The organism is Mesorhizobium sp. M7A.F.Ca.CA.001.04.2.1, assembly GCF_003998485.1.
In the GTDB taxonomy this organism is placed as follows: Bacteria; Pseudomonadota; Alphaproteobacteria; order Rhizobiales; family Rhizobiaceae; genus Mesorhizobium; species Mesorhizobium ciceri.
Genome location: NZ_RZQT01000027.1, coordinates 13,058 through 37,050, shown reverse-complemented (window position 1 = coordinate 37,050; position 23,993 = coordinate 13,058). Strand labels below are relative to the sequence as shown.

Below are 23,993 nucleotides of genomic sequence, written 5' to 3'. Positions count from 1 at the left end.
GGCAGGGCAGGGAATAAAATCCCCACATGCTCCGTAAACAGGACATGAAACCGCCGATGCCACGCTTTGACATCATAGGACAGCTCGGTTCGCTGCGCCGCTATGCGCGCTCGCTGACGCGCGACAGCACCGACGCCGAGGACCTTGTCCATGACGCGCTGGTGCGCGCTTATGAGCGGCGCAGCACCTTCCGCTCCGGCGGAAACCTGCGCGCGTGGCTGCTGTCGATCGTCCACAACACCTTCATCGACAGGATGCGGTCCCGCAAGTCCGAGGCGTCGCGCGTCGAACAGGCTGGATACCTGGCCGACGGCAGCACGCCGGCACCACAGGAACATTCGGTGCGCCTGGCGCAGGTGCGCCAGGCTTTTTTCAGCCTGCCGGAAGAACAGCGTTCAGCGCTGCACCTCGTCGCTATCGAAGGCCTCTCCTACCAGCAGGCCGCCGACGCCAGCGGCGTGCCGCTCGGCACGCTGATGTCGCGCATCGGCAGGGCGCGCGCCGCACTGCGCGAGATGGAGGAGCCGGCGAAGGCAAAAAACCACCTCAGGATCGTTGGAGGCCCTTCATGACCGCAACTGTCGATCCCGTGACGGATATCGACCTCGACGCCTATGTCGACGACCAGATCGACGTCACCCGCCGCATCGAGGTGGAGGCATTCTTGTCCGCTCGCCCGGAGGCGGCGGCGCGCGTGATGTCGGATCTCAGGACCCGCGATGAACTGCGCGTGGCGCTTGCCGGCTCCAAAGGCATGGCACGGCCCGCGACCGCCGATGCCGCGCGGCGGCTGGAGAGGGGGCTTGCCCGCGGCCGCATCTTCGGTGTGCTGCAGCGCGCCGCGGTGGTTGCTGTCTTCGTCGCCGCCGGGTGGCTGGCGAACGGTATCATCGGGCCAATGTCGGTGACCAAGGTCGTCGCCTCGCCGCAGCCGCCCGCCTATGTCGACGACGCAGTGCGGGCCCACAGGACCACGCTGGTGCGCGAGAGCATGCCGTCGCAGCCCGAGGCGCCCAATTACAACGCCGGCGAGATTCGCGCCGCGACCGCCATCGTCATGCCGTCGCTGCCCAAGGATTGGAAGGTCCGCGACGTGCAGATCTATCCGTCCCGCTTTGGTCCGAGCGTCGAGATGGCGGTCGAGACGAAAGACATGGGGCTGGTGTCGCTGTTTGCGATCCGGCCCGGAACCTTCGACGTCGTCAAGCCGACGATCGCGCCCTCGGGCGACATTTCATCGGCCTATTTCCAGATCGGCGATGTGGCTTATGCGGTGGTCGGACGAAGCGAGGTCCACGACCTCGACCGCGCCGCAGAGACGCTCGCCAAGACGCTCTACTGATCGATCCACAAAGGAGAACGCAAATGAACACCCCCAATCTGGGATATCGCGTCGGCGCCGGCGCCCAAACCGGAGCCATCTTCGACGAGGGCCTGCGCCAGCATATGCTGCGCGTCTACAACTACATGGGTGTCGGCCTGGTGGTCACCGGCCTTGTCGCCTTCATGATCTCGTCGACGCCGGCGCTCTACGTGCCGATCTTCTCCAGCCCGCTGAAATGGGTGGTGATGCTGGCACCGCTCGCCTTCGTCATGCTGTTCTCGTTCAAGATGCAGACCATGTCCGCGGCGAGTGCCCAGGCGATGTTCTGGGCCTTCTGCGCGGTCATGGGCCTCTCGCTCGCCTCCGTGTTCCTGGTGTTCACCGGAACCAGCATCGCGCGCACCTTCTTCATCGCAGCCACCATGTTCGGCGCCACCAGCCTGTACGGCTACACGACAAAGCGCGACCTGACCCAGTTCTCGTCGTTCCTGATCATGGGCCTGATCGGCGTGGTGATCGCCAGCATCGTCAACATCTTCCTCGGCTCGACCGCGCTGCAGTTCGCCATCTCGGTGATCGGCATCGCCGTGTTCATCGGCCTGACCGCCTGGGACACGCAGACGATCAAGGAACAGTATGCCGAGAATTTCGACGCGGAATCGCGCCAGAAACTTGCCGTCTTCGGCGCCTTCTCGCTCTATCTGAACTTCATCAACATCTTCCAGCTGCTGCTGAATTTCACCGGCGAACGCGAATAACGACTATCCGCTGTGGGCAAGAGCGAGGATTATTGCTCTTGATGCGGAGAGGTGGCCGGAGGGAGATCCTCCGGCCACAATTCGTTCCTGCAGAACCAGGCTGCACCTTGAGTCCCGAAGCGCTTTTGCTAGTCTGCCCACCGCGCCGGCCTTCAACAACGACCCGCGAGGAAATGTGGCACAGGACAGCCAAACGCTTCATGGCGACGGTATCTCGGCGACCATCGTTGCGCAGGGCGCCGAACTGATTTCGCTGCAAGATGCGCACGGATTCGAATTCCTGTGGCAGGCGGGGCCGGAATGGCGGCGTCACTCGCCGGTGCTGTTCCCGATCGTAGGGCGGCTGGCGGGCGATCATCTGCGCCATCGCGGCCGGACCTATCCAATGACGCAGCACGGGTTCGCGCGCGACAAGCCGTTTGCCTGGGCGCGGAAGGGGCCGCGATCCTGCACGCTGGTGCTCACCGACGATGTCGACACCCGGGCGCGCTATCCGTTCGCCTTTCGGCTTGAAGTGACCTACACGCTGGTCCGCCAGCAGCTTGATGTGACTTTCGACATCACCAACACTGGTGATGAGCTCCTGCCGGCATCGATCGGGGCGCACCCGGCATTCAATTGGCCCTTGCAGCCGGATCAGGCCAAGACGGACTACCGGCTGATCTTTGCCGATGATGAACCGGCGCCGATCCGCCGCCTCAAGGACGGATTGCTGCTGAAAACGCCGCAGCCGACGCCTGTCGAAGGCAACATACTCCCGCTCTCCGAGCGGTTGTTCGACGAGGACGCGGTGATCATAGACCAGCCCGCCAGCTCCAGCGTGCGTTATGCCGCCGAGCGTGGCCCGGCGATCGAGATGTCCTGGCAAGGGGTTCGGGAGTTGGGCGTCTGGTCAAAGCCGGGCGGCGCGCCGTTCCTGTGCATCGAACCCTGGCACGGCTTTGCAAGCCCGGTGGATTTCGATGGTGATTTTGTCGACAAACCAGGCCTGATGCTGATCGCGCCGGGTGCAAGTCGCGTGATGAGCTATCGGGTACGTCTGCTGCCAATAGCCAATTGGAGTGCGCTCAGTGAATTCTGAAACGATCGAGATCTACCATCCACGTGGTGTTTCAAATTTGGGCCAATGGGACATTGGTGGTCTCAAGCTCAAAGTCTATGGTCTCGTCGCAGACAACAAAAAGATCGACGAACCCATGGCGACTCTGGCGCAGTCATTCGTGCGACAGGAGGTTCTGCCGCGTGTGGCGGACGAGGGTGACGAGAATGGCATGGGCTTTGTGATCATTCATCCTGGTGAGCTCGGTGTGTCCATCTTAGCTCACTGGTGGATCCAGGTTCGGTGCTTTGTCAGCACATCTATCGGAAGCTGTATTCCGCAACCGAACCGATGGACACGGTTAAGAGACCTGTTATTGCCTGTGTTTGGGAATTGGCTCTGATGAATGCCGAGCAGGAAGCTTGGCGAAAAACGATGATGAAAGGCGAGTCCAATCCATTGGGATACATGGGCGCTTGGGCTGACTTCGAAGCTGCATAGAGGCTGCTCATGATCGACTATTGCGTGGTCGCCCAGATCGTCGGTGCCCAATGAAGCTGTACTTCAGCCGCAATCCCAACCCTCGATTGGCGGTCGCGGTCGCACGCTATCTCGAAACGAAACTGGACTTCGAATTCGCCTCGCCATTCGCTGCCGGGCAAATGGAGAAATTTCGCCGGTTAAATCCCAACCTCTCACTGCCCATCCTTGTGGATGATGAGGGAAAGAGCCTCTGGGAGGCAGACGCCATAGCCTGCAGGCTGTCGCGCCACGCGCATTCGGATTTCTGGCGCACCGGCGATGACGAACCCGAGATGATCCGGTGGCTCAGCTGGGGCAAGGAGCACTTCGCACTCGCTTGCGACACGGTGCATTTCGAACGTGGGACGAAACAGCGGTACGGCATCGGCCCGATCGATCAGAAGCGGGTGGAGGAGGGCCTGAACCAATTCCATACGGCTGCGGCAATACTCGACGCCGTGCTTGCCGAGCGGCAGTGGCTGGTCGGCAATTCGGTTTCCTATGCCGATTTTCGAATGGCGACCTTCCTACCGTTCAACGACGCCGCCAGACTGCCGCTCGACGATTATCCCTCTGTCAGCCGCTGGTACCGTCGACTTGAAGACATCGACGCCTGGCGTGACCCTTTCAAAGGGATGGATGCACCCGAATTGCCGCCGGTGCCGCAAATGGCCGTCGCGGATCAGCGGTGAGAACGCGCGCGAAGAGCAGCGCAGCAGGCCGAGCCTACCAAGGCGATGATGTGCGGGGGACCGGATGAATATCTATGTCCTGAGCGTGATCGAAGGACAGGAATGGGTCCTTCCTCGGCAGGCGGACGACTACCAGCTGTTTTCGACGCTCTGCGGCCGGAAGCAGACACAATGGCATCCGCCCAGGATGGAGATCCTGCGCGAACACGAAGACGGTACGCTCCGGCAATATTCAGATTTTCCATGGCTTGGCGAGCATGTGCTCATCCTGCGGGCGAGGGCGTCGAAATTGCTTCGGCCAACCCTCGAACCGTACGGTGAATTCCTGCCGCTTCCTGCTGACGAGCCAATATCGCTCTTCAATGTCACCACCGTGATCGATGCGCTGGACGAGGAACGTTCAAAGATCGTTCGCTTTGACGATGGCGGCATCATGGTGATCGAAAGCCTCGTCCTTCGAGCGGACGCAATCGGCGGTACCGAGATATTCAAGCTGCCCGAGCGTGCCGACGGGGTGCGAATATCCGATATTTATCTGCAGGAGACGATCGTACGCCGGATCGGGGAGCTTGGGCTCAAGGGCATTGCTTTCAACCTGGTCTGGAGCGACGAGCCGGTCGGACGAGGCAGGATCGAATACCCAGGTGCCAAAAAAGGCATTTCAACCGCAAGCTCGCTCACGCGCTTTTGGGCCGCTCTGCGGCGAAGAGCGGGATTTTGACATCAAACCTGCCGGACGACGGTGCCGACCACATTGACGAGAAGGCGCGCGGCGGTCAGCGCTGACAGGCCGTCAATATCGGCCGGAGGATAGAACTCGACAAGGTCGAATCCTGCGATCCTGGCCCGTTTGCCGAGGCCGGCGATCAGGTCGATTACCTGCGTGTAGGTGAGGCCGCCGGGTGTACGCGCCGCCACGCCCGGCATGATGCTTGGATCAAGGCTGTCGCAGTCGAGGGTGACGACGACCCGCGCGGCTTCCGGAATATGCCGGAGCGCGGCTTCGACGCCCTGGGCATGAACCTCGCGGGCGGTCACGAAGCGGCTGCCATGGCGCCGGGCTGCTTCGATTTCGGTGATGCGCGCGCTGCCGACGCTGCGCAGACCGACCTGCACCATGCCGGCGACATGCGGCATCTCGCTCGCCCTGCGCATCGGGCTCGAATAGCCGTGGCGTTCGCCATGAACCTCGTCGCGCCAGGCTATATGGGCGTCGACCTGCAGGACCCAGACCGGCCCGTGCTCTGCAAAGCCGGCGAGGAAGGGAATGGTCATGGAACAGTCGCCGCCGATCAGGATCGGCACAGCCGGCAACGTCAGGATCTCGCGCGTTTTTGCCTCGATCCTGGCCCGGTTGCCGGCATTGTCATGCATGGTGGTCAAGATATCGCCGGCGTCGACGCAAGAGTCCGGCTTGCCGTCGAACAGCGGGCCGCCAAGATCGAAATCCCAGTGCTCGACGAACGCGGCATCGTCCTGGCTGGCAGCACGGATGGCGTTGGCGGCCAAGGCATAGCCGCTGCTGTCCTTGCCGGGATAGGTGCTGCCGTGACCGGCCCCGAAGATCACCGCACGAGGCACGCGGCTATCTGCAAGACGGTCGGGAAAGCCGAGAAAGGGAGGCGAGGGGGTCATGCCTTGATGGTCCTGATGATGGCTTGGCGCACGCCGATCGGGGTGCGGTTAGATCAAGCGCCTCGGCTTCAGCTTTGTACCCGATTGGGTAAGCCCAATAAACTCTAAAACGATCGAGATCGAGCACCCACGGGGTGTTTCAAATTTGGGCCAATGGGACATTGGCGGCGGCATGGGCCGATTCCGAGGCGACATAGAGACTTGCGCGCCGGCGATGACGTTGGGCCGGGCTTGGATCGGCAGGCGCGCTTCCCATGATTGACGCAAAGGCGGCGCCGACGCTCAAAAATGCCGAGGCGGAGGTATTTTATACCGAAGCAATCCGCGAGCTTGCCGCCACCGACATTCCCTTTCTGGTCGCCGGGACCTACGCGGTAAGCGCCTATACGGGTGTCACCCGCCAGACCAAGGACCTCGATATCTTCTGCAAGGCAGGCGACTACGCGCGGATCCTCGCCCATTTCAAGCAGCTTGGATATGCCGTCGAAATCGAGGACGACCGGTGGCTCGGCAAGGTGTTCAAGGGCACGCATTTCTTCGACGTCATCTTCGGCTCGGCCAACGGCACGGTGCCTGTTGGCGACCTGTGGCTGGAACACGCCCGCCAAACCGAGCTGTTGGGCAGCAGGGTGCGGATCATCGGCCCGACCGAACTCATCTGGTCCAAATGCTTTATCCAGGACAGAGGGCGACACGACGGCGCCGATATCGCTCATACGATTCTCAAGGCGGGCGATCAGATCGATTGGCACCGGCTGCTTTCTTATCTGGAGGTTCATTGGGAGGTTCTGTTGATGCAGCTTATCAATTTCAGATGGATCTATCCGAGCGAGCGGGATCATATCCCGGCCTGGTTGCTCGATGAATTGCTCGACCGCCTCGCCAAGCAACGGCAATTGCCGTCTCCAAGGATGAAGATCTGCCGTGGGCGGCTGCTTTCGCAAACCGACTACGAGATCGACGTCAAGGAATGGGGCTTCGCCGGCGTCGGTGGTGTGGGAGAATTCCGTGATGGCTGATCCCGTCAAGAGCAGCGCGCCCAAGGACGGCGCACGCGCGCTCAAAGTTGCCGCGGTCGGGGATCTCCATGTGCGGGAAGATGCGCAAAACTCGTATCGAGACCTCTTCGGCGAGATATCGAGCGAAGCGGACATTCTCGTTCTCACGGGAGATCTGACCAATCTCGGCAAGCCTCGTGAAGCGGAGATGCTGGCCGAGGATCTGCGCAACTGCTCGATCCCGGTTGTGGCAGTCCTCGGCAATCATGACTACGAGTCCGGTGCGGTGGAAGACGTCACGAAGATCCTGCGGCAGGCGCATGTTCACCTCCTCGACGGGCAGACAGTCGAAATCGAGGAGGTCGGTTTTGTCGGCGTGAAGGGATTCATAGGCGGCTTCGGGTCACGCATGCTCGGCTCATTCGGGGAACCGGCGATCAAGACGATGGTCGCGGAAAGCGTGAACGAGGCAATGCGACTTGAAAATGCGATGCGCCAGGTGCGGGCCAAGCGCACGCTGGTGATCCTTCACTACGCGCCGATTGCCGACACCGTCGCGGGAGAACCGCTGGAAATATTTCCGTTTCTGGGCTCTTCACGTCTGGCCGAAACGATCGATCGATTTCAGGTCAGTGCTGTCGTGCACGGTCATGCACATCGCGGTTCTTACGAAGGCCAAACGCCTGGCGGAGCCAAGGTCTACAACGTCGCCATGCATGTGGCCAAGCCTGGCGGCCGCCCCTACGCCTTGCTGGAAATCTGATGCCAACGGCTTGCGCCGTCGATGCCCATTGGCCTGGACTCAGTTGGTGGCGTTGATCGACCTCGCCAACTCTTCCAGCTTGCGGGGATCGTTGCCGTGACGGCGCACCAGTTCGCGTGCCTGCCTTGACGGCAAATCGGTCGTGGCGGCCAGCTGTCGCACCTGCTGATCGTCGATGGCGACCTGCGGCAATGTATGGTCGATATCTCCTGACTTGTCCTTCATCACGCTTCTCCTTGGTCGATTTCGACGACAACGGCTCGAAAATCCGACCGGTTCCGAACGATCTGCAACTTTTGCGCCGGCATCCGTGGGCGGACCAACGTGCGCCTGCCTTGAGGGCGCAACGATCTCGATGGCTGGATTCTGCCAGGAACCATGCCACGGCGGACGAGTTGTTCCGACTGAACGGAGATAGTTAGATGCCACAGCCAAGACAGCCAGACCCAAATCGCGATATGCCCGTGCCGCCTCCAACATGGAAGCCGGAGCCGATCGAGGAACCCGAACCGGAAACGCTTCCGGACGAGACTCCGCTGCCCAACCCCGACGAGAATGAAGAGCCTCCCGTCCACGCATGAGACGGGAGTTTCTGCATCGCGGGGCAAGCGCGCAACCTCCCGAGGACTAACGATCTATCTCGCCAAACACGATGTCGAGCGACCCGATGATCGCGGCAACGTCGGCGATCATGTGCCCTCGAGACAGGAAATCCATCGCCTGCAGATGGGCGAAAGATGGCGCACGTATTTTGCACCGGTAAGGGACGTTGCCCCCGTCAGAAACCAGATAAACGCCGAATTCTCCCTTTGGCGCTTCAACCGCGGCGTAGACTTCTCCCGCCGGCACGCGATGCCCCTCGGTATAAAGTTTGAAATGCTGGATGGTCGCTTCCATAGAGCGTTTCATCGTGGCGCGCCGCGGCGGCGTGATCTTCTGGTTCGGAATCGCGACCGGCCCCTGGCCTTCGGGTGACCGCAGTTTTTCCAGGCATTGCTTCATGATCCGCACCGACTGGCGCATCTCCTCCATACGGACGAGATAACGGTCATAGCAGTCTCCGTTCTTGCCGACGGGGATGTCGAAATCCATGTCAGGGTAACATTCGTATGGCTGTGCCTTGCGCAAATCCCATGCCGCGCCCGATCCGCGTACCATCACGCCGGAAAACCCCCAGCGCCAGGCATCATCCAGCCCGATCACACCAACATCGACATTGCGCTGCTTGAAGATGCGGCTGCCGGTGAGCAGATCGTCGAGGTTGTCACAGACTTTGAGGAACGGACCGCAGAAAGCCCAGATGTCGTCGAGAAGCTTCGCAGGCAAATCCTGATGCACGCCGCCGATTCTGAAGTAATTCGCATGCATGCGAGCGCCGGAGGCGCGCTCGTAAAAGACCATCAGCTTCTCGCGCTCCGCAAATCCCCAAAGCGGCGGCGTCAGGGCGCCGATATCCATGGCCTGGGTCGTGACATTGAGGAGATGCGACAGAAGCCGGCCAATTTCGCAAAAAAGAACACGGACAAGCTGCCCACGCTTTGGAACTGTTATGTCGAGCAGTTTTTCGGCGGCGAGGCAGAACGCATGCTCCTGGTTCATCGGCGCGACATAGTCGAGCCGATCGAAATAGGGCAGCGCTTGCAAATAGTTCTTGTGCTCTATGAGTTTTTCGGTGCCTCGATGGAGCAAGCCAATATGCGGATCGGCACGCTCGACGATCTCGCCGTCCAGTTCGAGCACCAACCGAAGAACACCATGGGCGGAGGGGTGCTGTGGCCCGAAATTGATGGTGAAGTTGCGAACGGCGGCTTCGACCATTGCTGCTCTCCGCGACTGCATTTCGCCGATTCAGTGATGCGTATGGTTCGATGCCTCAAGTCGTCGTCTGAATGATCAGCGTCAGCGTGCCATCGCCATCTATGTTTGCAGCGACAACCTGCGAGGAATTGAGCCCATTCGCTCTCAAAGCCGACGTCGCCTGAGGTGAGGCGTCGACGGAGCTTTGCAGGCGAAGCAAATCTTCGGCGCTGGTCTGGTTAATCACGGCATCGGCCTGCGCCTTGATTTCGTCCGGCAAATCCTCGACGGCGACAATGGCGACGCCGGTGAAATTCAAACCGGCAGAGCCTGGATCGGGCGGCGCCAGCTCCGGCTGCGCTTCGCCCTGCGGTGGCGTCACCTGGGGAAGCTGCGGTCCGATAGTTTGGGCGTAGACGGGCTGAATGGTGACCGCCCCGGAAAGCGCGACAGCTATCGTCAACATGCGCATGGTCGCTCCTTGCATTCTTCGAGGGAGATTTTGAAGAAACCCCCATGCTGAGCGATGGTTCCGCAAGGCCGGTCCCACCGGGCGATTTCGCCCCAACTCACCCCAGAGAGACGCCGAAAACCCTGGCCAAGGCGTTCGTCACACGGCTGTCTCCAACCGGTTGGGCAGCTCCGTACGGAATCGTACCATCGATTGATCTGCACCTTGGACAGGATCAAAATGAAGCTGAGGTGACCATGGGAGGGAGCCGCATGAGCATCGCCAGATGGGCAATAAGACCTGTCGGTACCGCCAAGGCGTTTCTGGCAGAAGAGCTTCGAAGTGCGCGATACGGCGACATCGTTTCGGTCAAAGCGGCGATAGAGGCCGCTCGCAGGGACGCGCCTTATTTGCAGGATACAGATGATGAATTGATGGAGACGATCATCGAGCTGGCACGGGAACTGGGTCTGGCCGTCCTTTTTGACTCTCGCGATTGACCGATGAGCCATGGTCGATGCGATTTGGTACGAAATCGACAATTGGCTCATGGTCGAAAATGCGCAATCATTGGGAAATGGGACGACGGCTGGACGACAAACTCGATTGCAAGGCTTGTGGGACCATCCAAATGGACATTCCCGACGACGCCAACGAGTCGACGCCAATTCATTGCAGCAATTGCGGCGCCTTTCTCGGCGAATGGGGTGAATTGCAGGATGATTTCTACCGCCAGGCTCGCGGTACCGAAGCATTCGACTTGCGCAACGGAACCATTATCAAGAAGTAGCGCGCAACAATGCGCCCCCGGATGACACAGGTAAATCCACAGGGGGGTGGCAGATCTAACCGACGTCGATCACGACCATCAGCCCGCCGCCGCCCTTTTCCTCGACATTGTTGTTCGTCGTGTGATGCGGGATGTGGCAATGGATGAGCCACTTGCCGGGACGCCGTGCCTTCCAGACGACGTCATAGCGCTGTCCTGGCCCGACATTGATCGTATCGGCCAGAAAGCGCGCCGAGGGAGGAAGCGTCTCACCGTCACGAGCGACGACCTCGAAGGGTCCGCCATGGATATGCATGGGATGGACGAAGCCATTATTGGTGCCGATGAAACGCACCTTCAGCGTCTCGCCCACCTTCATGGGGATGGCGTCGGTTGCGGGATAGGCCTTGCCGTTGATGGTGAAGAAGTTCGGCATACCGCCTTCCATCGGCATCGAAGGATAGGTCAGTCCATCGCGCACCAGCCATTCCTGAAGTTCGATCACATAGTCGTGGTCAGCCTGAACCTCGTCGGCGGGATTGGCAGGGTCGATGATCAGCGCCCCATAGAGCCCCAGCGCCTGGGTACGGTCCGGCTTGGCATGCGGATGATAGAAATAGGTCCCGTGCTGGGTCGCGGTGAATTCGTAGGAATAGGATTGCCCAGGCTCGATCGGCGGCTGGGTGATCTCGGCGGGCCCATCCATCTGGTTCGGCAGGATCATGCCGTGCCAATGCACCGTGGTCTCCTCAGGCAGGTCGTTGGTGACGTCGATGCGAACCTTATCGCCCTGGCGAATGTGGATGCGCGGACCGGGGATCTGGCCGTTGTAGGCATAGGCGTCGACCGCGACATTGGGCAGGATCTGCCAGCGGACCACTGAGGGCCTGAGGTCGAACACCTTGACGCCGTTCTCCAGGCGGAATGGCAGTTCCTGGTCGCCTTTGGCGGCAAGGCCATAGGATGCCGTGACGCGATGCGGATCGGTTGCAGCCATGTCACGCATGGCTTCCGCCGGCGTGTCGCGGCCCATGATCATGCCTTGCGGCATGATCGCCCCGCCGACGTCACGTGCTGAAAGCGTCAGGTTCAGCCAGTTCGCCGGTGCGGCCATGCCAATCGCCAGCGCCAGCACCGAGACCATGCCGAGGGCTGCTATCTGCGGCGTCGTGGCGTCCGTCTCCATCTGATGGCCGCTGCGTTTGGGTTTGTGGGATGTGTTGGCGTGGCCTTGTCGTCGATCATCGCCGGCGCGGGCATGATGCGTAGCGTGCTGTTGCTGGGCGGTCGGCTCTCGACTGCTCATTTCGGCCGCCTGCGGGCGCTGCGTCATCAACCCGTGCTTCAGTCCGCGAGCGACCAGCCAGACATTGGCGGGATAGGCAAGCGTGAAGCCGGCAATGACGCCGATCGACATCACGCCCCAGAACAAGAGCTCGGTCGGCTCCATCGCGCGCATGTCGCGCCCCATCATCAGGAAGCTCATGACGGGCGCCATGCCGGCCATCATGAAATTCATCGAGATGAACTCGGGCAGGAAGCTCTTGCGCACATTCTCCCAGTAGGTGCCGCCCATCATCGATTTCATGAACAGCGACTGGAAGATGAACAGGCCGAAGGCGAAACCCGCCAGATATTCGACGATGAGGTCGAGCCACATCGGCAGGCCAAGCGTTGCCGTGATGACTGCCGCGAGAATGATGCCGGTCGCATCGCCGGCAACGCAGTGGATGGTCGAACCGACGCCTTGCTTCCACAGCGGCCTGGTGAAGTCTTCATGCTCGCCCGGTCGTGGCTCCTTGTCTGCAAGCACATAAAGCAGCAGCCCCAATGGACCCATATAGAGGGTCACCAGGATGAAACCCCATTTCATCACCAGCGGTTCGGGATTGTTGCGGTATTGATCGAAGCCGACATAGAGCGTCGAGGCGGCGGCAAGAGCGAACCAGACAGCAAGGAAATAGTCGATTGGCTGGATGAACATGGATGCATCCCGTCGCGGATCAGCGGTTTGTCACAAGCAGCCCCCGCCGATGAACGCAGCACGTGTGTTTATGATCCCGCCGGCCCAATCCGGTTGTGTCGAATTCTCCAGCCTGGCGCTCTTGTCGAAGCATTACGGCGCGGTAATTCCCTTGAAGGCGTGGGCGCTTCGCTGCCTCAACAGGAGCTGGCCATGAAACATCAAACACTCGACCAACTGCATGCCGTCGCCAAGATTGAATCGTCGGCTGCATATTCCGCAATGACACGAAATCAGCGCATAGAGCGCTGGGCTGAACTGCTGGAGCGTAATCCCGAGCGATGCCTTGGCGCGTTTGCAGGCACCGAACATCTGCACCCCGAAGCACGTGCAATGATGCGGGGCGAGGGAACCGCAATTTCGGTTGCTTTCGAAGATCCAGTGCTGCGCGCATCGGGTTTGAAAGACGATACATACGGCGAGGCAAAGCGCTTTTTCGAGCTGAACGACTGGCAGTTGCACGACATCGTCTGCGATTGCCACGTCGGCTCAACCATGAAAGCGCGCTGGGCTGCGACGCGAGTCCGCTCAGCCGTCAGCGGCAGGTTCTTTGCGTGGTTGCGGCAAAGGATAATGCGCTGACCCAGTTGGGGATCGTCGTCGCCCGCTGCGGCTTACGATCCCCTGTCTTGCCGATTGGATGTCTTGCCGATTGGATGTCTTGCCGATTGGATGTCTTCCGATCGGATATCTTGCGATGCGGATCAACGCTTGTCCTGGTATAGCCGGTCGGTCGCCCGGTCGCTTTCCCTTCGTTCAGCGGGCCCACGCCGGCGGCGTGCGATAACGGCATAGGCCAACAGCACGATCAGCAACAATGGGCCGCCGGCAACGACGACCAACCACATGATATCTCCAAACATGGCGGCATCTCCTTTCCCAGACAACCGGCAAGGAGGAGAACCGTTCCGCGCAGCAGCAGGGTAATGCCACCTCGGTCATCAACTTACGGATTGCGTTCGTAGGTTCCGATGAGTTCTGCCTGCTCGAGCGAGTGTTTCTGCGCCTCCCGCCAGATGCGCTCGACGCCTGCGCTGGCCGGAATGGCAAGGCTCGGCGTGTCGAGCGCGGCCAGCCGGAAATGGTAATGGTGGACGCCATGTCCGACCGGGGGTTCAGGTCCGTCGTAATAGGCGTTGCCAAAATCATTTGTTGCTTGCCTAAGGGCACCGGGACCTGGCTTGCCGCTTTCCGCCTCGGGAAGTTCCCTTGTCTCCGCGGAGATGTTGAATACCGCCCAATGACCAAACGTTCCGCTCGGCGCATCAGGATCCTGAACGACGAGAACGAGGCTTTTGGCGTCGTCCGGTACTCCAGACCATTTCAGCGGCGGCGATACGTTTTTGCCGTCTCGTGTATATCTTTCGGGAATTGGTCCGCCTTCGGCAAAGGCGGCGCTGCTGAGGGCAAGTGGCATGGTTCACTCCTTCCGGGGAAGTTGATCGCAGCGATGCCAACGGCATGCTATTTGTTGGTCCGCATCTTTTGTCTTGGATCGATCCCGCCAGCGGCGGTCGTGTCGTTCTCGACATCGCCTTCGACCGTGTTCTCGCCTTCAAGCTCGAACTCTTCGCCTTCCTTGATCGTTCCCTTGGAAGTCCCGATACCAGGATTGTTCGCCAAGTCGGCATCGCTCGGTTTTTTCCATTTCGGATGTTTGGTTCCGGTCATGAGAAAACTCCTTCGACGGGATTTCAGTTTAAAAATGCAAGCCAGATGGGCCGTTCCGGTTCCAGGGCTCTGCTTCATCGGCTCGCCGCGCGCGCCGGTTAGAGCCCGAATGGATAGGTGTCGGGAACGCCGGTTCTTGCATGCTCCGGGCCAAGCGGCGTCACTGCCGCGGTTTTGTCGAACCATAGGAACGCGTCGAACTGCTGGGGCAGGGAAGCGTCCGCATAGTGGCTGCCCAGCTCGGTTTCCGGCCGGTAGATTACCCCGATGAATCGCTCCAGCCTGCGTTCCAGCAGCCGCTCACGCAGCGTCTTGTCGCGCCCGAGGTCGAGCAGGAACCGCGACACGAGAGAATCGTGGCAAAGCCGTTCGTAGCTGTCGGCGTGCGACGCGCGAACCTGCTTCACCTCCATTTCGCCATCCCAGTCGCTTGCGGCCGCTACAGTGCCGGAATGCGTGCCCATACCGATTAGCGCTGCCTCATCGCCGAAACGCTGCCGGCAGAGCTGACCGATGTTCAGTTCGTCCCTGACGACACCCATCTCGGTAAAGCGGGCATCGCCGATATGGGAATTGTGCGCCCACACCACCGCCTTGGAGTTGGGGCCGCCGGCGTCCAACAAATGTTCCAAGGTCTCGAACATGTGGGTGTCGCGCAGGTTCCAGGACTCCGCACCGCCATAGTACATGATCCGGTAGTAGTGTTCGGCGGACGCGATCAGCCGAGCATTCTGACTGGCGTCGAGAAAGTCGGTTCCGTCCTGTTTTGCATAATCGAGTTGTCTGGCGAGCAAGTCCCGGCATTGTTCCAGCACGGCTTTCTCGCATTTTTTATAGCCGGCGGTGAGCACCGCACGGCCGTAGGTAGACGGTTCGTGTTGCCAGGGCGTCAGGCAACCATACCGTTCGCGTGCAATCTTGGCTGCCTGGGGATCGACCCGGTCGAGATAGTCGAGGACCGCGCCTATGGACCCGCTCATATTGTAGATGTCCAGGCCGTAGAACCCTGCTTGCTCCGAAGGTTCTAGCTTCTCGTTGCGACGGCGCATCCAGTCGGAGAAGGCCGCGACATCGGTGTTGCGCCACATCCACGTCGGAAACCGCTGGAATGGCGCACCGGCGCCTGTTCGCGGCCGACGATGGCGAACGTAGCGGTCGATCGCCGCCGCATCGGGCCAGTCCGCCTCGACCGCGACGATGGTGAAGCCGTGCCGTTCGATAAGCCTGCGGGTGATCGCCGCGCGCGCCCTGTAGAACTCGGACGTGCCATGGCTTGCCTCGCCAAGCAGAACGACGCGCCGGTCGGCGAACCGATCGAACAATGCGCCGAAGGCCGGATCGTCGAAATCGGGCAGCGGTTCAGCCGCGGCCGCGATCATATCGGGCAGGCTGATTGGATGCGGATGTCGAAGTGGACGACCGACCTTGGTGACGGTGCCGTTTTCCGACCAACCCTGCTCGCCGATGAGAGGGACGAAGCGCACGCCGCCGAAATCCTCCTCGCTGTAGGTTGCGGCACCTGTCCGGGTGACTTTGAGCAGGCGTTGCAAATCGGGGTCGTTGCCGACCGGAATGACGAGCCTGCCGCCGACATCGAGTTGCTCCTGAAGGGCGAGCGGTGCGCCGGGACCGCTGGCTGTCACCACGATGGCATCGAACGGCGCCGCCTGCGGCCAGCCCTTGGTGCCATCGCCTGTCCGGACCTCGATGTTTCGATAGCCGAGTTTTTCAAACCGCCGTTTCGCCGTTTCTGCCAAACCGGGATGACGCTCTATGGTGTAGACCTGTTCGACGATCCGGCTCATCACCGCGGCGGCGTAACCCGAGCCGGTGCCGATTTCGAGCACGTGGTCACCCGGTTTGACGTCCGCCATTTCGATCATGAATGCGACGATATAGGGTTGCGATATGGTCTGGCCGTCGGCGATCGGCAGCGGCGTGTCTTCATAAGCAAATTCCTCGAAACCGGGTTCTACGAAGGCCTCGCGTGGAACTTCGCGCATCGCCTGCAGAATTTCACGGTCATGGATGCCACGCCGGCCGACGTGGATATTGACCATTCGATCACGGGCACGAGGAAGATCGAGCATTTTTTAGCTCCCTTTGGTGCAACGCTTCGAGGTTGTCCTTCGCGGTAGCTGCCTTGAACCTGGCCTTCGCGATTCCAGTTTCTAACCGCTGGAGGACTTCAAGGTTCCCGCCTATTTGCGGACAGAGCCGCTCGCTCCAGCGGGATAGCGACCGGTCTCTTGGCCGCTCGGATCGCGACACTGTCCCGGACGGCGGCAGTCGGGGGTTGCTCAAGCGCAAAGATGCCCCAGTTATCACCAGCGAACCGAAAGCTGGAGATGTCGATGAACGACAAGGCTGCCGCGACGCCGCAGGCTATCGGCCACGAACGGATCGACCTCATGGACCGTTACTGGCGCGCCGCGAATTACATCTCGGTCGGCCAGATCTATCTGCTCGACAATCCGCTGTTGCGCGAACCGTTGAAGGCCGAGCACGTCAAGCCTCGGTTACTTGGCCATTGGGGCACGACGCCGGGCCTGAATTTTCTCTACCTGCATCTGAACCGCGTTATCCGCGAACGCGACCTCGATGTTCTGTTTATCTGCGGCCCGGGCCATGGCGGTCCCGCAATGGTCGCCAACACATGGCTCGAGGGCACCTATAGCGAGATCTATCCCGATATCGGGCAGGGCGAAGACGGCCTCAGGAAACTGTTCCGGCAGTTTTCCTTTCCCGGTGGCGTGCCAAGCCATGCCGCGCCCGAGACGCCAGGCTCCATCCATGAGGGCGGCGAATTGGGATATGCATTGGTTCATGCCTTCGGTGCGGCCTTCGACAATCCGGGTCTGGTGGTTGCCTGCGTCGTTGGTGACGGCGAAGCCGAGACCGGTCCGCTGGCGGCGGCATGGCATTCCAACAAGTTCCTGAACCCAGCGTCGGACGGCGCCGTCCTGCCGATCCTGCATCTAAACGGCTACAAGATCGCCAATCCGACGATCCTCGGCCGCATGGACGATCAGGAATTGCGAGACCTTTTCGCCGGCTATGGCTACGAACCGTTCTTCGTCGAAGGCCACGAGCCGCTTGCCATGCACCGGTCCATGGCCGCGACGCTCGACACGGTGCTCGATCGCATCCGTTCCATTCAGGAGCAGGCACGGGCTCCGGGATGGCATGGTCAACGCCCGAAATGGCCGATGATCGTGCTGCGCAGCCCCAAGGGATGGACCGGGCCGAAGGAGGTCGATGGCGAAAAAGTCGAGGGTTTCTGGCGCTCGCATCAAGTGCCGGTATCGAACGCTCGAGGGAATGAGGAGCACCGCAAGATCCTCGAAAACTGGATGCGAAGCTACGAGCCGGGAGAGCTGTTCGACGAAAGCGGGCACCTGTTGCCGGAGCTTGCGGCACTTGCCCCGACAGGGACAAGGCGCATGGGCGCAAGCCCGTACGCAAATGGCGGCCTGCTGAAGCGCGATCTGATGCTTCCAGATTGGAAAAGCCTGGCGCTGGAAGTGCCGCGTCCAGGTGGCGTCATTGCCGAGGCGACGCGGATTTGCGGAAGCTATCTTCGCGAGGTGTTCCGCCTCAATGCCGAGGCGCGAAACTTCCGCCTGATGGGGCCGGACGAGACATCCTCCAACCGCCTCGACGACGTGTTCGAGGTCACCGATCGGATCTGGATGGAGCGCATCGAGCCCTATGACGTCCATCTTTCCCGTGATGGTCGCGTCATGGAAGTGCTGAGCGAGCATCTCTGCCAGGGCTGGCTTGAAGGCTATCTGCTCACCGGCCGCCATGGCCTGTTTTCATGCTATGAGGCCTTCATTCATATCGTCGATTCGATGGTCAACCAGCATGCCAAATGGCTGAAGACCTCCGGCGAGCTCGCTTGGCGCAAGCCGATCGCCTCGCTCAATTACCTTTTGACCTCGCATGTCTGGCGGCAGGATCACAATGGTTTCAGCCATCAGGATCCGGGCTTTGCCGATCTGGTCGCCAACAAGAAGGCCGACACGGTAAGGCTCTATTTCCCGCCGGACGCCAACACCCTGTTGTGGATCACCGATCATTGCCTGAGAACCTATAACCGCATCAATGTCATCACCGCCGGCAAGCAGCCGGGACCGCAATGGCTGTCCATTGAAGAAGCCGGAGCGCATTGCAAAGCTGGAGCGGGCATCTGGGAATGGGCCGGCACGGTTGCTCAGCACGAGGAGCCCGATGTGGTCATGGCCTGCGCCGGCGATGTGCCGACCCTGGAAACACTGGCCGCGACAGACATTCTGCGCTCCGCGATCCCCGACCTGAAAATCCGCGTCGTCAATGTTGTCGACCTGATGACATTGCAGTCGAACACGGAGCATCCGCACGGCCTGCCCGACGGGGACTTCGACGCGTTGTTCACGAAAACACGGCCCGTCATCTTCGCCTATCACGGCTATCCCTATCTCATTCATCGCCTGACATACCGCCGCGCCAACCATGACAACATGCATGTGCATGGCTTCCGCGAGGAGGGCACCACGACGACGCCATTCGACATGGTGGTGCTCAATGAACTCGACCGCTACCATCTCGCGCTCGCCGCCATCGAACGCGTGCCGGGACTGGCCGAAAGGGCCGAAGGGCTTGCCGGCGAACTCCACGGCAGGTTGGCGAAGCACAAGGCCTATGTGCGCGAGCACGGCGAAGACATGCCCGAAATCCAGAAATGGAGCTGGCCCGACAAAGCCGCGACAAAGGGGCGCCAATGATGCGTCGGTCGATCCTGGCGCTGAATGCCGGCTCGTCCAGCATCAAGTTCGCGCTTTACGATCTTGTCTCATCACGGGATATGCAACTCGTTTCACGCGGCACGCTGGACCTGGGCGACAAACCCACACTGCGCGCAAAAGCGGCCGACGGAACGGTGCAGTGCGATCGGCCGCTCACCGCCGACAAGCGGCGTGACGCGGCCATAGGCGAGATGCTGAATTGGGTGCAGGGCGAAATTGGGGAAAGAAACCTGATCTGCGCCGGCCATCGCATCGTGCATGGCGGAAGCGAGTTCATCGAACCTGTCCGTCTGACCCCAGACATCATCGACGCCATCGACAAACTTACGCCGCTTGCTCCGCTGCATCAGCCTCGCAGTCTCGCGCCCGTCCGTGCAATAGCCGCCTTGCAACCGGACCTGCCACAGGTTGGCTGTTTCGACACCGCTTTCCACCAGACGATCGATCCGCTCGTGCGGCGCTTTGCCCTTCCGCGCCAGTATGAAGAGCAAGGCTTGCGCCGCTACGGGTTCCACGGTCTCTCCTATGAATACATCGCCGGGCGGCTCAGCGAGATATCGCCAATTTTCGCGGCGAAACACACGATCGTCGCCCATCTCGGCAATGGGGCAAGTCTTTGCGCCCTGCACGGGGGCAAAAGCATCGATACCACGATGGGTTTTTCGGCCCTGGATGGCCTCGTCATGGGCACGCGGTGCGGCGCCATCGATCCCGGCGTGCTGTTGTATTTCCTGCTGGAAAGAGGCATCGCGGCGGAAGAACTGCAGGCGATGCTCTACGAGAAGTCGGGCCTGCTCGGCGTATCCGGTATCTCCGGCGACATGAGGACGCTCGAAGCGAGCAATGATCCTCGCGCGCAAGAGGCGATGGCGCTTTTCGCCTTTCGCGCCGCGAGAGAGGCCGCGGCGCTTGCAAACACGATGGGTGGCCTTGAATGCCTGGTGTTCACCGCCGGCATCGGCGAACGGTCCGCGACCATCCGCAAGGCCATATGCGAAAAATTGACCTGGCTTGGCGTGGTGCTTGAAGATCGCGCCAACAACACCCACGCCGAGATCCTCAGTCGTCCCGAGAGCAAGGTGGAAGTACGGGTGATTGCGACCGATGAGGAAAGTGTCGTTGCACGTCACAGCCGCATGGTGATGCAAGCCTGAACGCTCGCCTCGGCATCGGAAAATCGGCTGTCGGTTCGGCCCGATGAAAGCGCGGGCAAGGGGGGTATTCCCTGTACGAAAATTACCAAGCAAGCGGTCGGGGGAACCAACTGCCCATAGAAATATTGTGCGAGCAATCCCGGCTAACCCGAGATCGTCGGCCGATGATCAGGCCGACAGCCTTACTTCAGGCATTGGCTGAGGAATCCATGTTTACGGACGACGTTGCGGTGAGGCGCCTGAAAATCCTGGTCGAGCAATATGTCGAGACACGCAAGAAACGCCACGATGTGATCTCTACCGCCAAGGCCGGGACCGCAATTCGAGAGGTGATGCCAAGTTGCCCGCTTTCCGGAAAGGCCTTCGATGATCTGATAGCGGCCTGCGCCATCGAGCATGGCCTCGCTGTGCTATTCGACAATCCGGGGACATCAGGCACTGAAGTCTGAGGCTGGCGCTTCCGATGCCACCGTCGCGATGAGCAGGAGTTCAGTCGGCATGTCCAGGTACTTTTTCGACCTTCGAGATGAGAGCGGAAGCTTGCAGGAGGATCCCGAGGGCCAGGAATTTTCTGATCTCGCGAGCGCTGAGGAAAACGCGATGGCGTCGGCGAAGGAAATCCTTGCCGAAGAGCTGCTGCATGGCAGGCCGCTGCGTACCGGATTGACCTTCGAGATTTTTGACGAGAACCGCAACCTGGTGCTGCGCTTTCCTTTTGCGCTCGCGGCCGAAAAGGCCGGGGCACCCCCTTAATCCCGAATTTCCTGGCCGATCACCTGCAGGGGCCATACAGGTCGCCTCATGCGGATCCTATCCTTCCGCCTTGAAGTTTCTGGCTTCCTTCTCGACCTTGGAGTTGTCCTTGCCATGCTTTTGCATGAGCTCCTTGGCTTGCTTGGGTGAGACGTCGGTGGTCTCTGCCAAGCGCAATGCCTTCTTGTCCTTGCTTTCGGTCTTCTGCTTCTTGGCCGTCATGGCTCTTGAACTCCCTTGAAGCCTTTTCCGATCGATCTTTGCCGGTGCGAACACCTGAGCATGTCCAGATGAACACTGTCGTTGCCTGGCTTGCTTCGATGACGAGACGTCAACGAGACGATGTCGGTCAGGTTCCGTGCATCGCCTGCTCATGTCCAAACTTGTCACGCCACGCGGCGGTACCGATGGCGGTCGCGGATGAACTCATTGAAGAAGCGGCCTTTTGAGGAAGCTTTGGTGAAAGCGGCATAAGTTGCCGGTGCAACATCCTCATATTCGTAGCGTCTGCCGCTCGGCACAAACCAGACCGACAGGATCCTGGTGGCGGGATCGTATTGCGCATTTCGGATCACGGTCGATGGCATGGTCGCACCCGACAGGTCTGCCCGAATAACCCGTTAGCGATCGTCAGGTTCCGCCGATATCCTGGCGTCACGCACCCCGACTACCGGTCGCGCGGGTTGCCGAACTTCGGGTCGCGCTTCCTTGAATATCGGTCGATGCGTGGCAGGCTGTCATCAAACTCGATCCACGGCAGCCTCAGGTCCCAATAGGCATGGGCTTGCGGCCGAAACCCTTCAGGGTTGTCAAAGAAGCCGATCGTCACATAGAACTCGTCCGGCAGGCCTTCGTCGCTATAGCATATCGAGCTTCCACAGTCTGGGCAGAACGTGCGGGTGACGCCTGGCGTTTGGGAAAAGGCCTTCGGCGTCCCTCTAAGGAGCTGAAATTGCTTCGGCCGGTAACCAACCCAGATCGTCAGCGGACTTCCGATGGCCCGGCGGCAATCGTCGTCGTGATCGTAGCATATCCAGAAAGGCTCTCCGTCCAGGGCTGCGGCGATCCCTCCGCAGAAGCAGGCTCCGGTTTCGCGCCGCATCGTCTGTCCACCCTGTTGCGCCTAAGAGAGAGCGGCCGAGTGGCCGCTCCCGTTCAAGGTGAAGTCCTTGAAATCATGCATCGTGATGCTCGGGCATGCTCTTGAGCTGATCCTTGGTCCAGTTCGTCACCGCGTGAACGTCGCCGTCTTCATCGCGCATGAATTCCAACTGGCTTGCGGGAACGGCCACCGGCTTGGCGCCAATGCCGAGAAAGCCGCCGACATCGATGACGACCTGACTGGCGGCTCCTGAGCCGTGCACATGCGAAACGCTGCCGACTTTGTTGTCGTCTGCGTCGTAAATCGTGGCGTCTTCGAGAATGTCTGGCGTCAGTTCGGTGCTTGTGAGGCGTACGTGGTTGGTGTGATCCATCTTTCGAGACTCCTGTTGGGTGGAATATTTGAACCTCTCAGCCGAGCAATCGTTCCGAACAATTCCGGGGGCGACGGACGGACGACGCAAGGACTCTAGAAGCCTCAACTCAGCCTCCGTCCGAATTGACTCGCAAAGCTCCGTACGGAAGCGTACAAAAGGAAATCGTCAGCAGCACAGTTGGGGCGCTGACGCTTGGGAGTGACCATCGCTCTTGCCCATCACGAGGCATGGTGTTGCACGGCGAAAGAGCCCGAGCACCCCGGTCTGCCAGTGGGCGCGATGACCGCGCTGGCGCGGGATACAGGCGCCACTGAACAACAGATACGCGAAATCATATCGCTCCTCGGGTTCGATCGCGCCTCTATCCTGCGGGAGGCTCGTTTGCTGGCGAAAGATAGTCAGCCAACAAGGCCTTCGAGTCTTCAGCAGTAACTGTCGGTTTCATACCAACGCGCCCGCCCGTCTAGTGCTGCGCGAGACGAAGTCTATGGTTCGTTACCGTCCGCTCGTTCGACGGGCGCGGCCGGCTAAGAGATCCCAGTGCTCTTGCCCAAGGGAAAAGAGTCTCGTGGATTACCAGACACTGCAAGCCAAGAGCGAATTGCTTCGCCGGATGAGCGCGGACGATTTCGCGCGGCTACGTCCGCATCTGGCGAGTGTTTTTCTTGAGTTGCGCGCGCCGCTGGAGACCGCGGGGCAGAAGATCGAAGCCGTCTATTTTCTGGAAAGCGGGCTGGCCTCGGTAGTGGCGAGGACTTCGCCTGCGACCGAAGCCGAAGTCGGAATCATCGGGTTCGAAGGAATGACCGGTTCGGCCCTGGTCATGGGGGACGACCAGGCCAACTTTGATTGTTACGTCCAGTCGACATGCGAGGCTCTCCGGATAGAGGCTGCCCCCTTCGTCGAAGCCCTGGAGGACAGCCCTACATTGCGGTCGTTCCTGTTGCGCTATGTCCAATATTTCCATGTTCAGACAAGCTATACGGCATCGATCAACGCGCGGCAGAGCCTGGAAGTTCGACTGGCGAGATGGCTTTTGATGTGCAGCGACCGCACTGTCGGCGACAGGCTTATGATAACCCATGAATTTCTGTCCATCATGCTTGGTGTGAGGCGTCCGGGGGTTACCGTCGGCCTCCAGATGATCGAAAGTTATGGTTATATCCGAGCGCGCCGCGGAGAGATTACGATCCGCGATCGAGACGGTCTCATGACGTTGGCGCGAGATTCTTACGGTCCACCCGAAACCCAGTACCGCCGGCTGGTCGGAGATTTGGGCTCGAAGCATCCCGCGAGGCAGGAGCGGCCTCTCGTTTGAGCGCGCCGGGCCAACGGAGGCTTCTCCGCCACTGAGCCGACAACAGGACATTTCGAGTGGC

At 60.4% G+C, this 23,993-nt stretch carries 30 protein-coding genes; 17 read left to right on the top strand and 13 right to left on the bottom strand.

Annotated features, from left to right (window positions below; all coding sequences use genetic code 11):
• Positions 1-56 precede the first annotated feature (56 nt).
• The 7 genes from EN955_RS11430 to EN955_RS11400 all read left to right on the top strand — a co-directional run bounded on the left by EN955_RS11430 (position 57) and on the right by EN955_RS11400 (position 5,056).
• Positions 57-572 (top strand): sigma-70 family RNA polymerase sigma factor, encoded by a 516-nt coding sequence (locus EN955_RS11430; RefSeq protein WP_224674198.1) that lies wholly within the window; start codon positions 57-59, stop codon positions 570-572.
• Entirely contained in the window at positions 569-1,342 is a 774-nt protein-coding gene (locus EN955_RS11425; protein WP_013531511.1) for an anti-sigma factor, read from the top strand. Before EN955_RS11430 ends, EN955_RS11425 begins: the two co-directional genes overlap by 4 nt.
• 23 nt (positions 1,343-1,365) lie before the next feature.
• On the top strand, positions 1,366-2,082 hold the full coding sequence (locus EN955_RS11420; RefSeq protein ID WP_023812012.1) for a Bax inhibitor-1/YccA family protein: 717 nt from the start codon (positions 1,366-1,368) through the stop codon (positions 2,080-2,082).
• Positions 2,083-2,257: 175 nt separating this feature from the next.
• Positions 2,258-3,163, top strand: coding sequence for an aldose 1-epimerase family protein (locus EN955_RS11415; RefSeq protein WP_024505207.1), 906 nt, complete (start codon positions 2,258-2,260; stop codon positions 3,161-3,163).
• The gene (locus EN955_RS11410) at positions 3,153-3,524 is read left to right on the top strand and encodes a hypothetical protein (protein WP_245265402.1); all 372 of its coding nucleotides are present in this window, start codon (positions 3,153-3,155) and stop codon (positions 3,522-3,524) included. Before EN955_RS11415 ends, EN955_RS11410 begins: the two co-directional genes overlap by 11 nt.
• A gap of 148 nt (positions 3,525-3,672) precedes the next feature.
• Positions 3,673-4,335 (top strand): glutathione S-transferase family protein, encoded by a 663-nt coding sequence (locus EN955_RS11405; RefSeq protein ID WP_024505208.1) that lies wholly within the window; start codon positions 3,673-3,675, stop codon positions 4,333-4,335.
• 64 nt (positions 4,336-4,399) lie between these two features.
• Complete coding sequence (locus tag EN955_RS11400) at positions 4,400-5,056, top strand: DUF1629 domain-containing protein (RefSeq protein ID WP_024505209.1); 657 nt, start codon at positions 4,400-4,402, stop codon at positions 5,054-5,056.
• Positions 5,057-5,058: 2 nt separating this feature from the next.
• On the opposite strand, the gene EN955_RS11395 is transcribed toward EN955_RS11400, so the two are convergent.
• Positions 5,059-5,970 (bottom strand): agmatinase, encoded by a 912-nt coding sequence (locus tag EN955_RS11395; RefSeq protein WP_024505210.1) that lies wholly within the window; start codon positions 5,968-5,970, stop codon positions 5,059-5,061.
• A 254-nt stretch (positions 5,971-6,224) separates the two neighbouring features.
• Between EN955_RS11395 and EN955_RS11390 the strand changes: the two genes are divergently transcribed.
• Together EN955_RS11390 and EN955_RS11385 are read left to right on the top strand one after the other, a co-directional pair.
• Positions 6,225-6,989 (top strand): nucleotidyltransferase family protein, encoded by a 765-nt coding sequence (locus tag EN955_RS11390; protein ID WP_024505211.1) that lies wholly within the window; start codon positions 6,225-6,227, stop codon positions 6,987-6,989.
• Complete coding sequence (locus tag EN955_RS11385; protein WP_013531519.1) at positions 6,982-7,731, top strand: metallophosphoesterase; 750 nt, start codon at positions 6,982-6,984, stop codon at positions 7,729-7,731. The genes EN955_RS11390 and EN955_RS11385 overlap by 8 nt, the downstream gene beginning before the upstream one ends.
• A gap of 39 nt (positions 7,732-7,770) precedes the next feature.
• Here the strand turns inward: EN955_RS11385 and EN955_RS11380 are convergent, their stop codons facing one another.
• The 3 genes from EN955_RS11380 to EN955_RS11365 form a co-directional block, all read right to left on the bottom strand.
• Positions 7,771-7,956: a hypothetical protein gene (locus tag EN955_RS11380; RefSeq protein ID WP_013531520.1), complete on the bottom strand. Its 186-nt coding sequence runs from the start codon at positions 7,954-7,956 to the stop codon at positions 7,771-7,773.
• A gap of 402 nt (positions 7,957-8,358) precedes the next feature.
• Positions 8,359-9,549, bottom strand: coding sequence for an NADH-quinone oxidoreductase subunit D (locus EN955_RS11370; RefSeq protein ID WP_024505213.1), 1,191 nt, complete (start codon positions 9,547-9,549; stop codon positions 8,359-8,361).
• A 55-nt stretch (positions 9,550-9,604) separates the two neighbouring features.
• On the bottom strand, positions 9,605-10,066 hold the full coding sequence (locus EN955_RS11365) for a hypothetical protein (RefSeq protein WP_244514301.1): 462 nt from the start codon (positions 10,064-10,066) through the stop codon (positions 9,605-9,607).
• Between the two features lie 185 nt (positions 10,067-10,251).
• Between EN955_RS11365 and EN955_RS11360 the strand changes: the two genes are divergently transcribed.
• Positions 10,252-10,479: a hypothetical protein gene (locus tag EN955_RS11360; protein WP_013531524.1), complete on the top strand. Its 228-nt coding sequence runs from the start codon at positions 10,252-10,254 to the stop codon at positions 10,477-10,479.
• Positions 10,476-10,769: a hypothetical protein gene (locus EN955_RS34755; protein ID WP_164745831.1), complete on the top strand. Its 294-nt coding sequence runs from the start codon at positions 10,476-10,478 to the stop codon at positions 10,767-10,769. Before EN955_RS11360 ends, EN955_RS34755 begins: the two co-directional genes overlap by 4 nt.
• A gap of 55 nt (positions 10,770-10,824) precedes the next feature.
• Here the strand turns inward: EN955_RS34755 and EN955_RS11350 are convergent, their stop codons facing one another.
• Positions 10,825-12,732: a DUF4396 domain-containing protein gene (locus EN955_RS11350; protein ID WP_024505214.1), complete on the bottom strand. Its 1,908-nt coding sequence runs from the start codon at positions 12,730-12,732 to the stop codon at positions 10,825-10,827.
• A 192-nt stretch (positions 12,733-12,924) separates the two neighbouring features.
• Between EN955_RS11350 and EN955_RS11345 the strand changes: the two genes are divergently transcribed.
• Positions 12,925-13,353, top strand: coding sequence for a hypothetical protein (locus tag EN955_RS11345; RefSeq protein WP_013531527.1), 429 nt, complete (start codon positions 12,925-12,927; stop codon positions 13,351-13,353).
• A gap of 122 nt (positions 13,354-13,475) precedes the next feature.
• On the opposite strand, the gene EN955_RS11340 is transcribed toward EN955_RS11345, so the two are convergent.
• From EN955_RS11340 to EN955_RS11325, 4 genes are all read right to left on the bottom strand, one after another.
• Positions 13,476-13,634 (bottom strand): hypothetical protein, encoded by a 159-nt coding sequence (locus tag EN955_RS11340; protein ID WP_013531528.1) that lies wholly within the window; start codon positions 13,632-13,634, stop codon positions 13,476-13,478.
• 83 nt (positions 13,635-13,717) lie between these two features.
• Positions 13,718-14,188, bottom strand: coding sequence for a YbhB/YbcL family Raf kinase inhibitor-like protein (locus EN955_RS11335; protein WP_013531529.1), 471 nt, complete (start codon positions 14,186-14,188; stop codon positions 13,718-13,720).
• A gap of 47 nt (positions 14,189-14,235) precedes the next feature.
• The gene (locus tag EN955_RS11330; protein ID WP_013531530.1) at positions 14,236-14,442 is read right to left on the bottom strand and encodes a hypothetical protein; all 207 of its coding nucleotides are present in this window, start codon (positions 14,440-14,442) and stop codon (positions 14,236-14,238) included.
• Positions 14,443-14,540: 98 nt separating this feature from the next.
• Positions 14,541-16,532: a protein-L-isoaspartate(D-aspartate) O-methyltransferase gene (locus EN955_RS11325; protein ID WP_024505215.1), complete on the bottom strand. Its 1,992-nt coding sequence runs from the start codon at positions 16,530-16,532 to the stop codon at positions 14,541-14,543.
• A 264-nt stretch (positions 16,533-16,796) separates the two neighbouring features.
• Here EN955_RS11325 and EN955_RS11320 point away from each other — a divergent pair, with 264 nt between their 5' ends.
• The 4 genes from EN955_RS11320 to EN955_RS11305 all read left to right on the top strand — a co-directional run bounded on the left by EN955_RS11320 (position 16,797) and on the right by EN955_RS11305 (position 21,136).
• Positions 16,797-19,208 (top strand): phosphoketolase family protein, encoded by a 2,412-nt coding sequence (locus EN955_RS11320; protein WP_024505216.1) that lies wholly within the window; start codon positions 16,797-16,799, stop codon positions 19,206-19,208.
• Positions 19,208-20,383, top strand: coding sequence for an acetate/propionate family kinase (locus EN955_RS11315; protein ID WP_024505217.1), 1,176 nt, complete (start codon positions 19,208-19,210; stop codon positions 20,381-20,383). The genes EN955_RS11320 and EN955_RS11315 overlap by 1 nt, the downstream gene beginning before the upstream one ends.
• Positions 20,384-20,592: 209 nt before the next feature.
• The gene (locus EN955_RS11310; protein WP_013531534.1) at positions 20,593-20,832 is read left to right on the top strand and encodes a hypothetical protein; all 240 of its coding nucleotides are present in this window, start codon (positions 20,593-20,595) and stop codon (positions 20,830-20,832) included.
• 91 nt (positions 20,833-20,923) lie between these two features.
• Positions 20,924-21,136: a hypothetical protein gene (locus EN955_RS11305; protein WP_063168031.1), complete on the top strand. Its 213-nt coding sequence runs from the start codon at positions 20,924-20,926 to the stop codon at positions 21,134-21,136.
• A gap of 57 nt (positions 21,137-21,193) precedes the next feature.
• Here EN955_RS11305 and EN955_RS11300 read toward each other — a convergent pair whose 3' ends face one another.
• From EN955_RS11300 to EN955_RS11285, 4 genes are all read right to left on the bottom strand, one after another.
• Complete coding sequence (locus EN955_RS11300) at positions 21,194-21,358, bottom strand: hypothetical protein (RefSeq protein ID WP_081714416.1); 165 nt, start codon at positions 21,356-21,358, stop codon at positions 21,194-21,196.
• Positions 21,359-21,522: 164 nt separating this feature from the next.
• Entirely contained in the window at positions 21,523-21,723 is a 201-nt protein-coding gene (locus EN955_RS11295; protein WP_013531537.1) for a KTSC domain-containing protein, read from the bottom strand.
• An 80-nt stretch (positions 21,724-21,803) separates the two neighbouring features.
• Entirely contained in the window at positions 21,804-22,238 is a 435-nt protein-coding gene (locus EN955_RS11290) for a GFA family protein (protein ID WP_024505218.1), read from the bottom strand.
• A 73-nt stretch (positions 22,239-22,311) separates the two neighbouring features.
• Entirely contained in the window at positions 22,312-22,611 is a 300-nt protein-coding gene (locus tag EN955_RS11285; RefSeq protein WP_013531539.1) for a PRC-barrel domain-containing protein, read from the bottom strand.
• Between the two features lie 571 nt (positions 22,612-23,182).
• Between EN955_RS11285 and EN955_RS11275 the strand changes: the two genes are divergently transcribed.
• On the top strand, positions 23,183-23,932 hold the full coding sequence (locus tag EN955_RS11275) for a Crp/Fnr family transcriptional regulator (RefSeq protein WP_013531540.1): 750 nt from the start codon (positions 23,183-23,185) through the stop codon (positions 23,930-23,932).
• Positions 23,933-23,993: the final 61 nt, after the last annotated feature.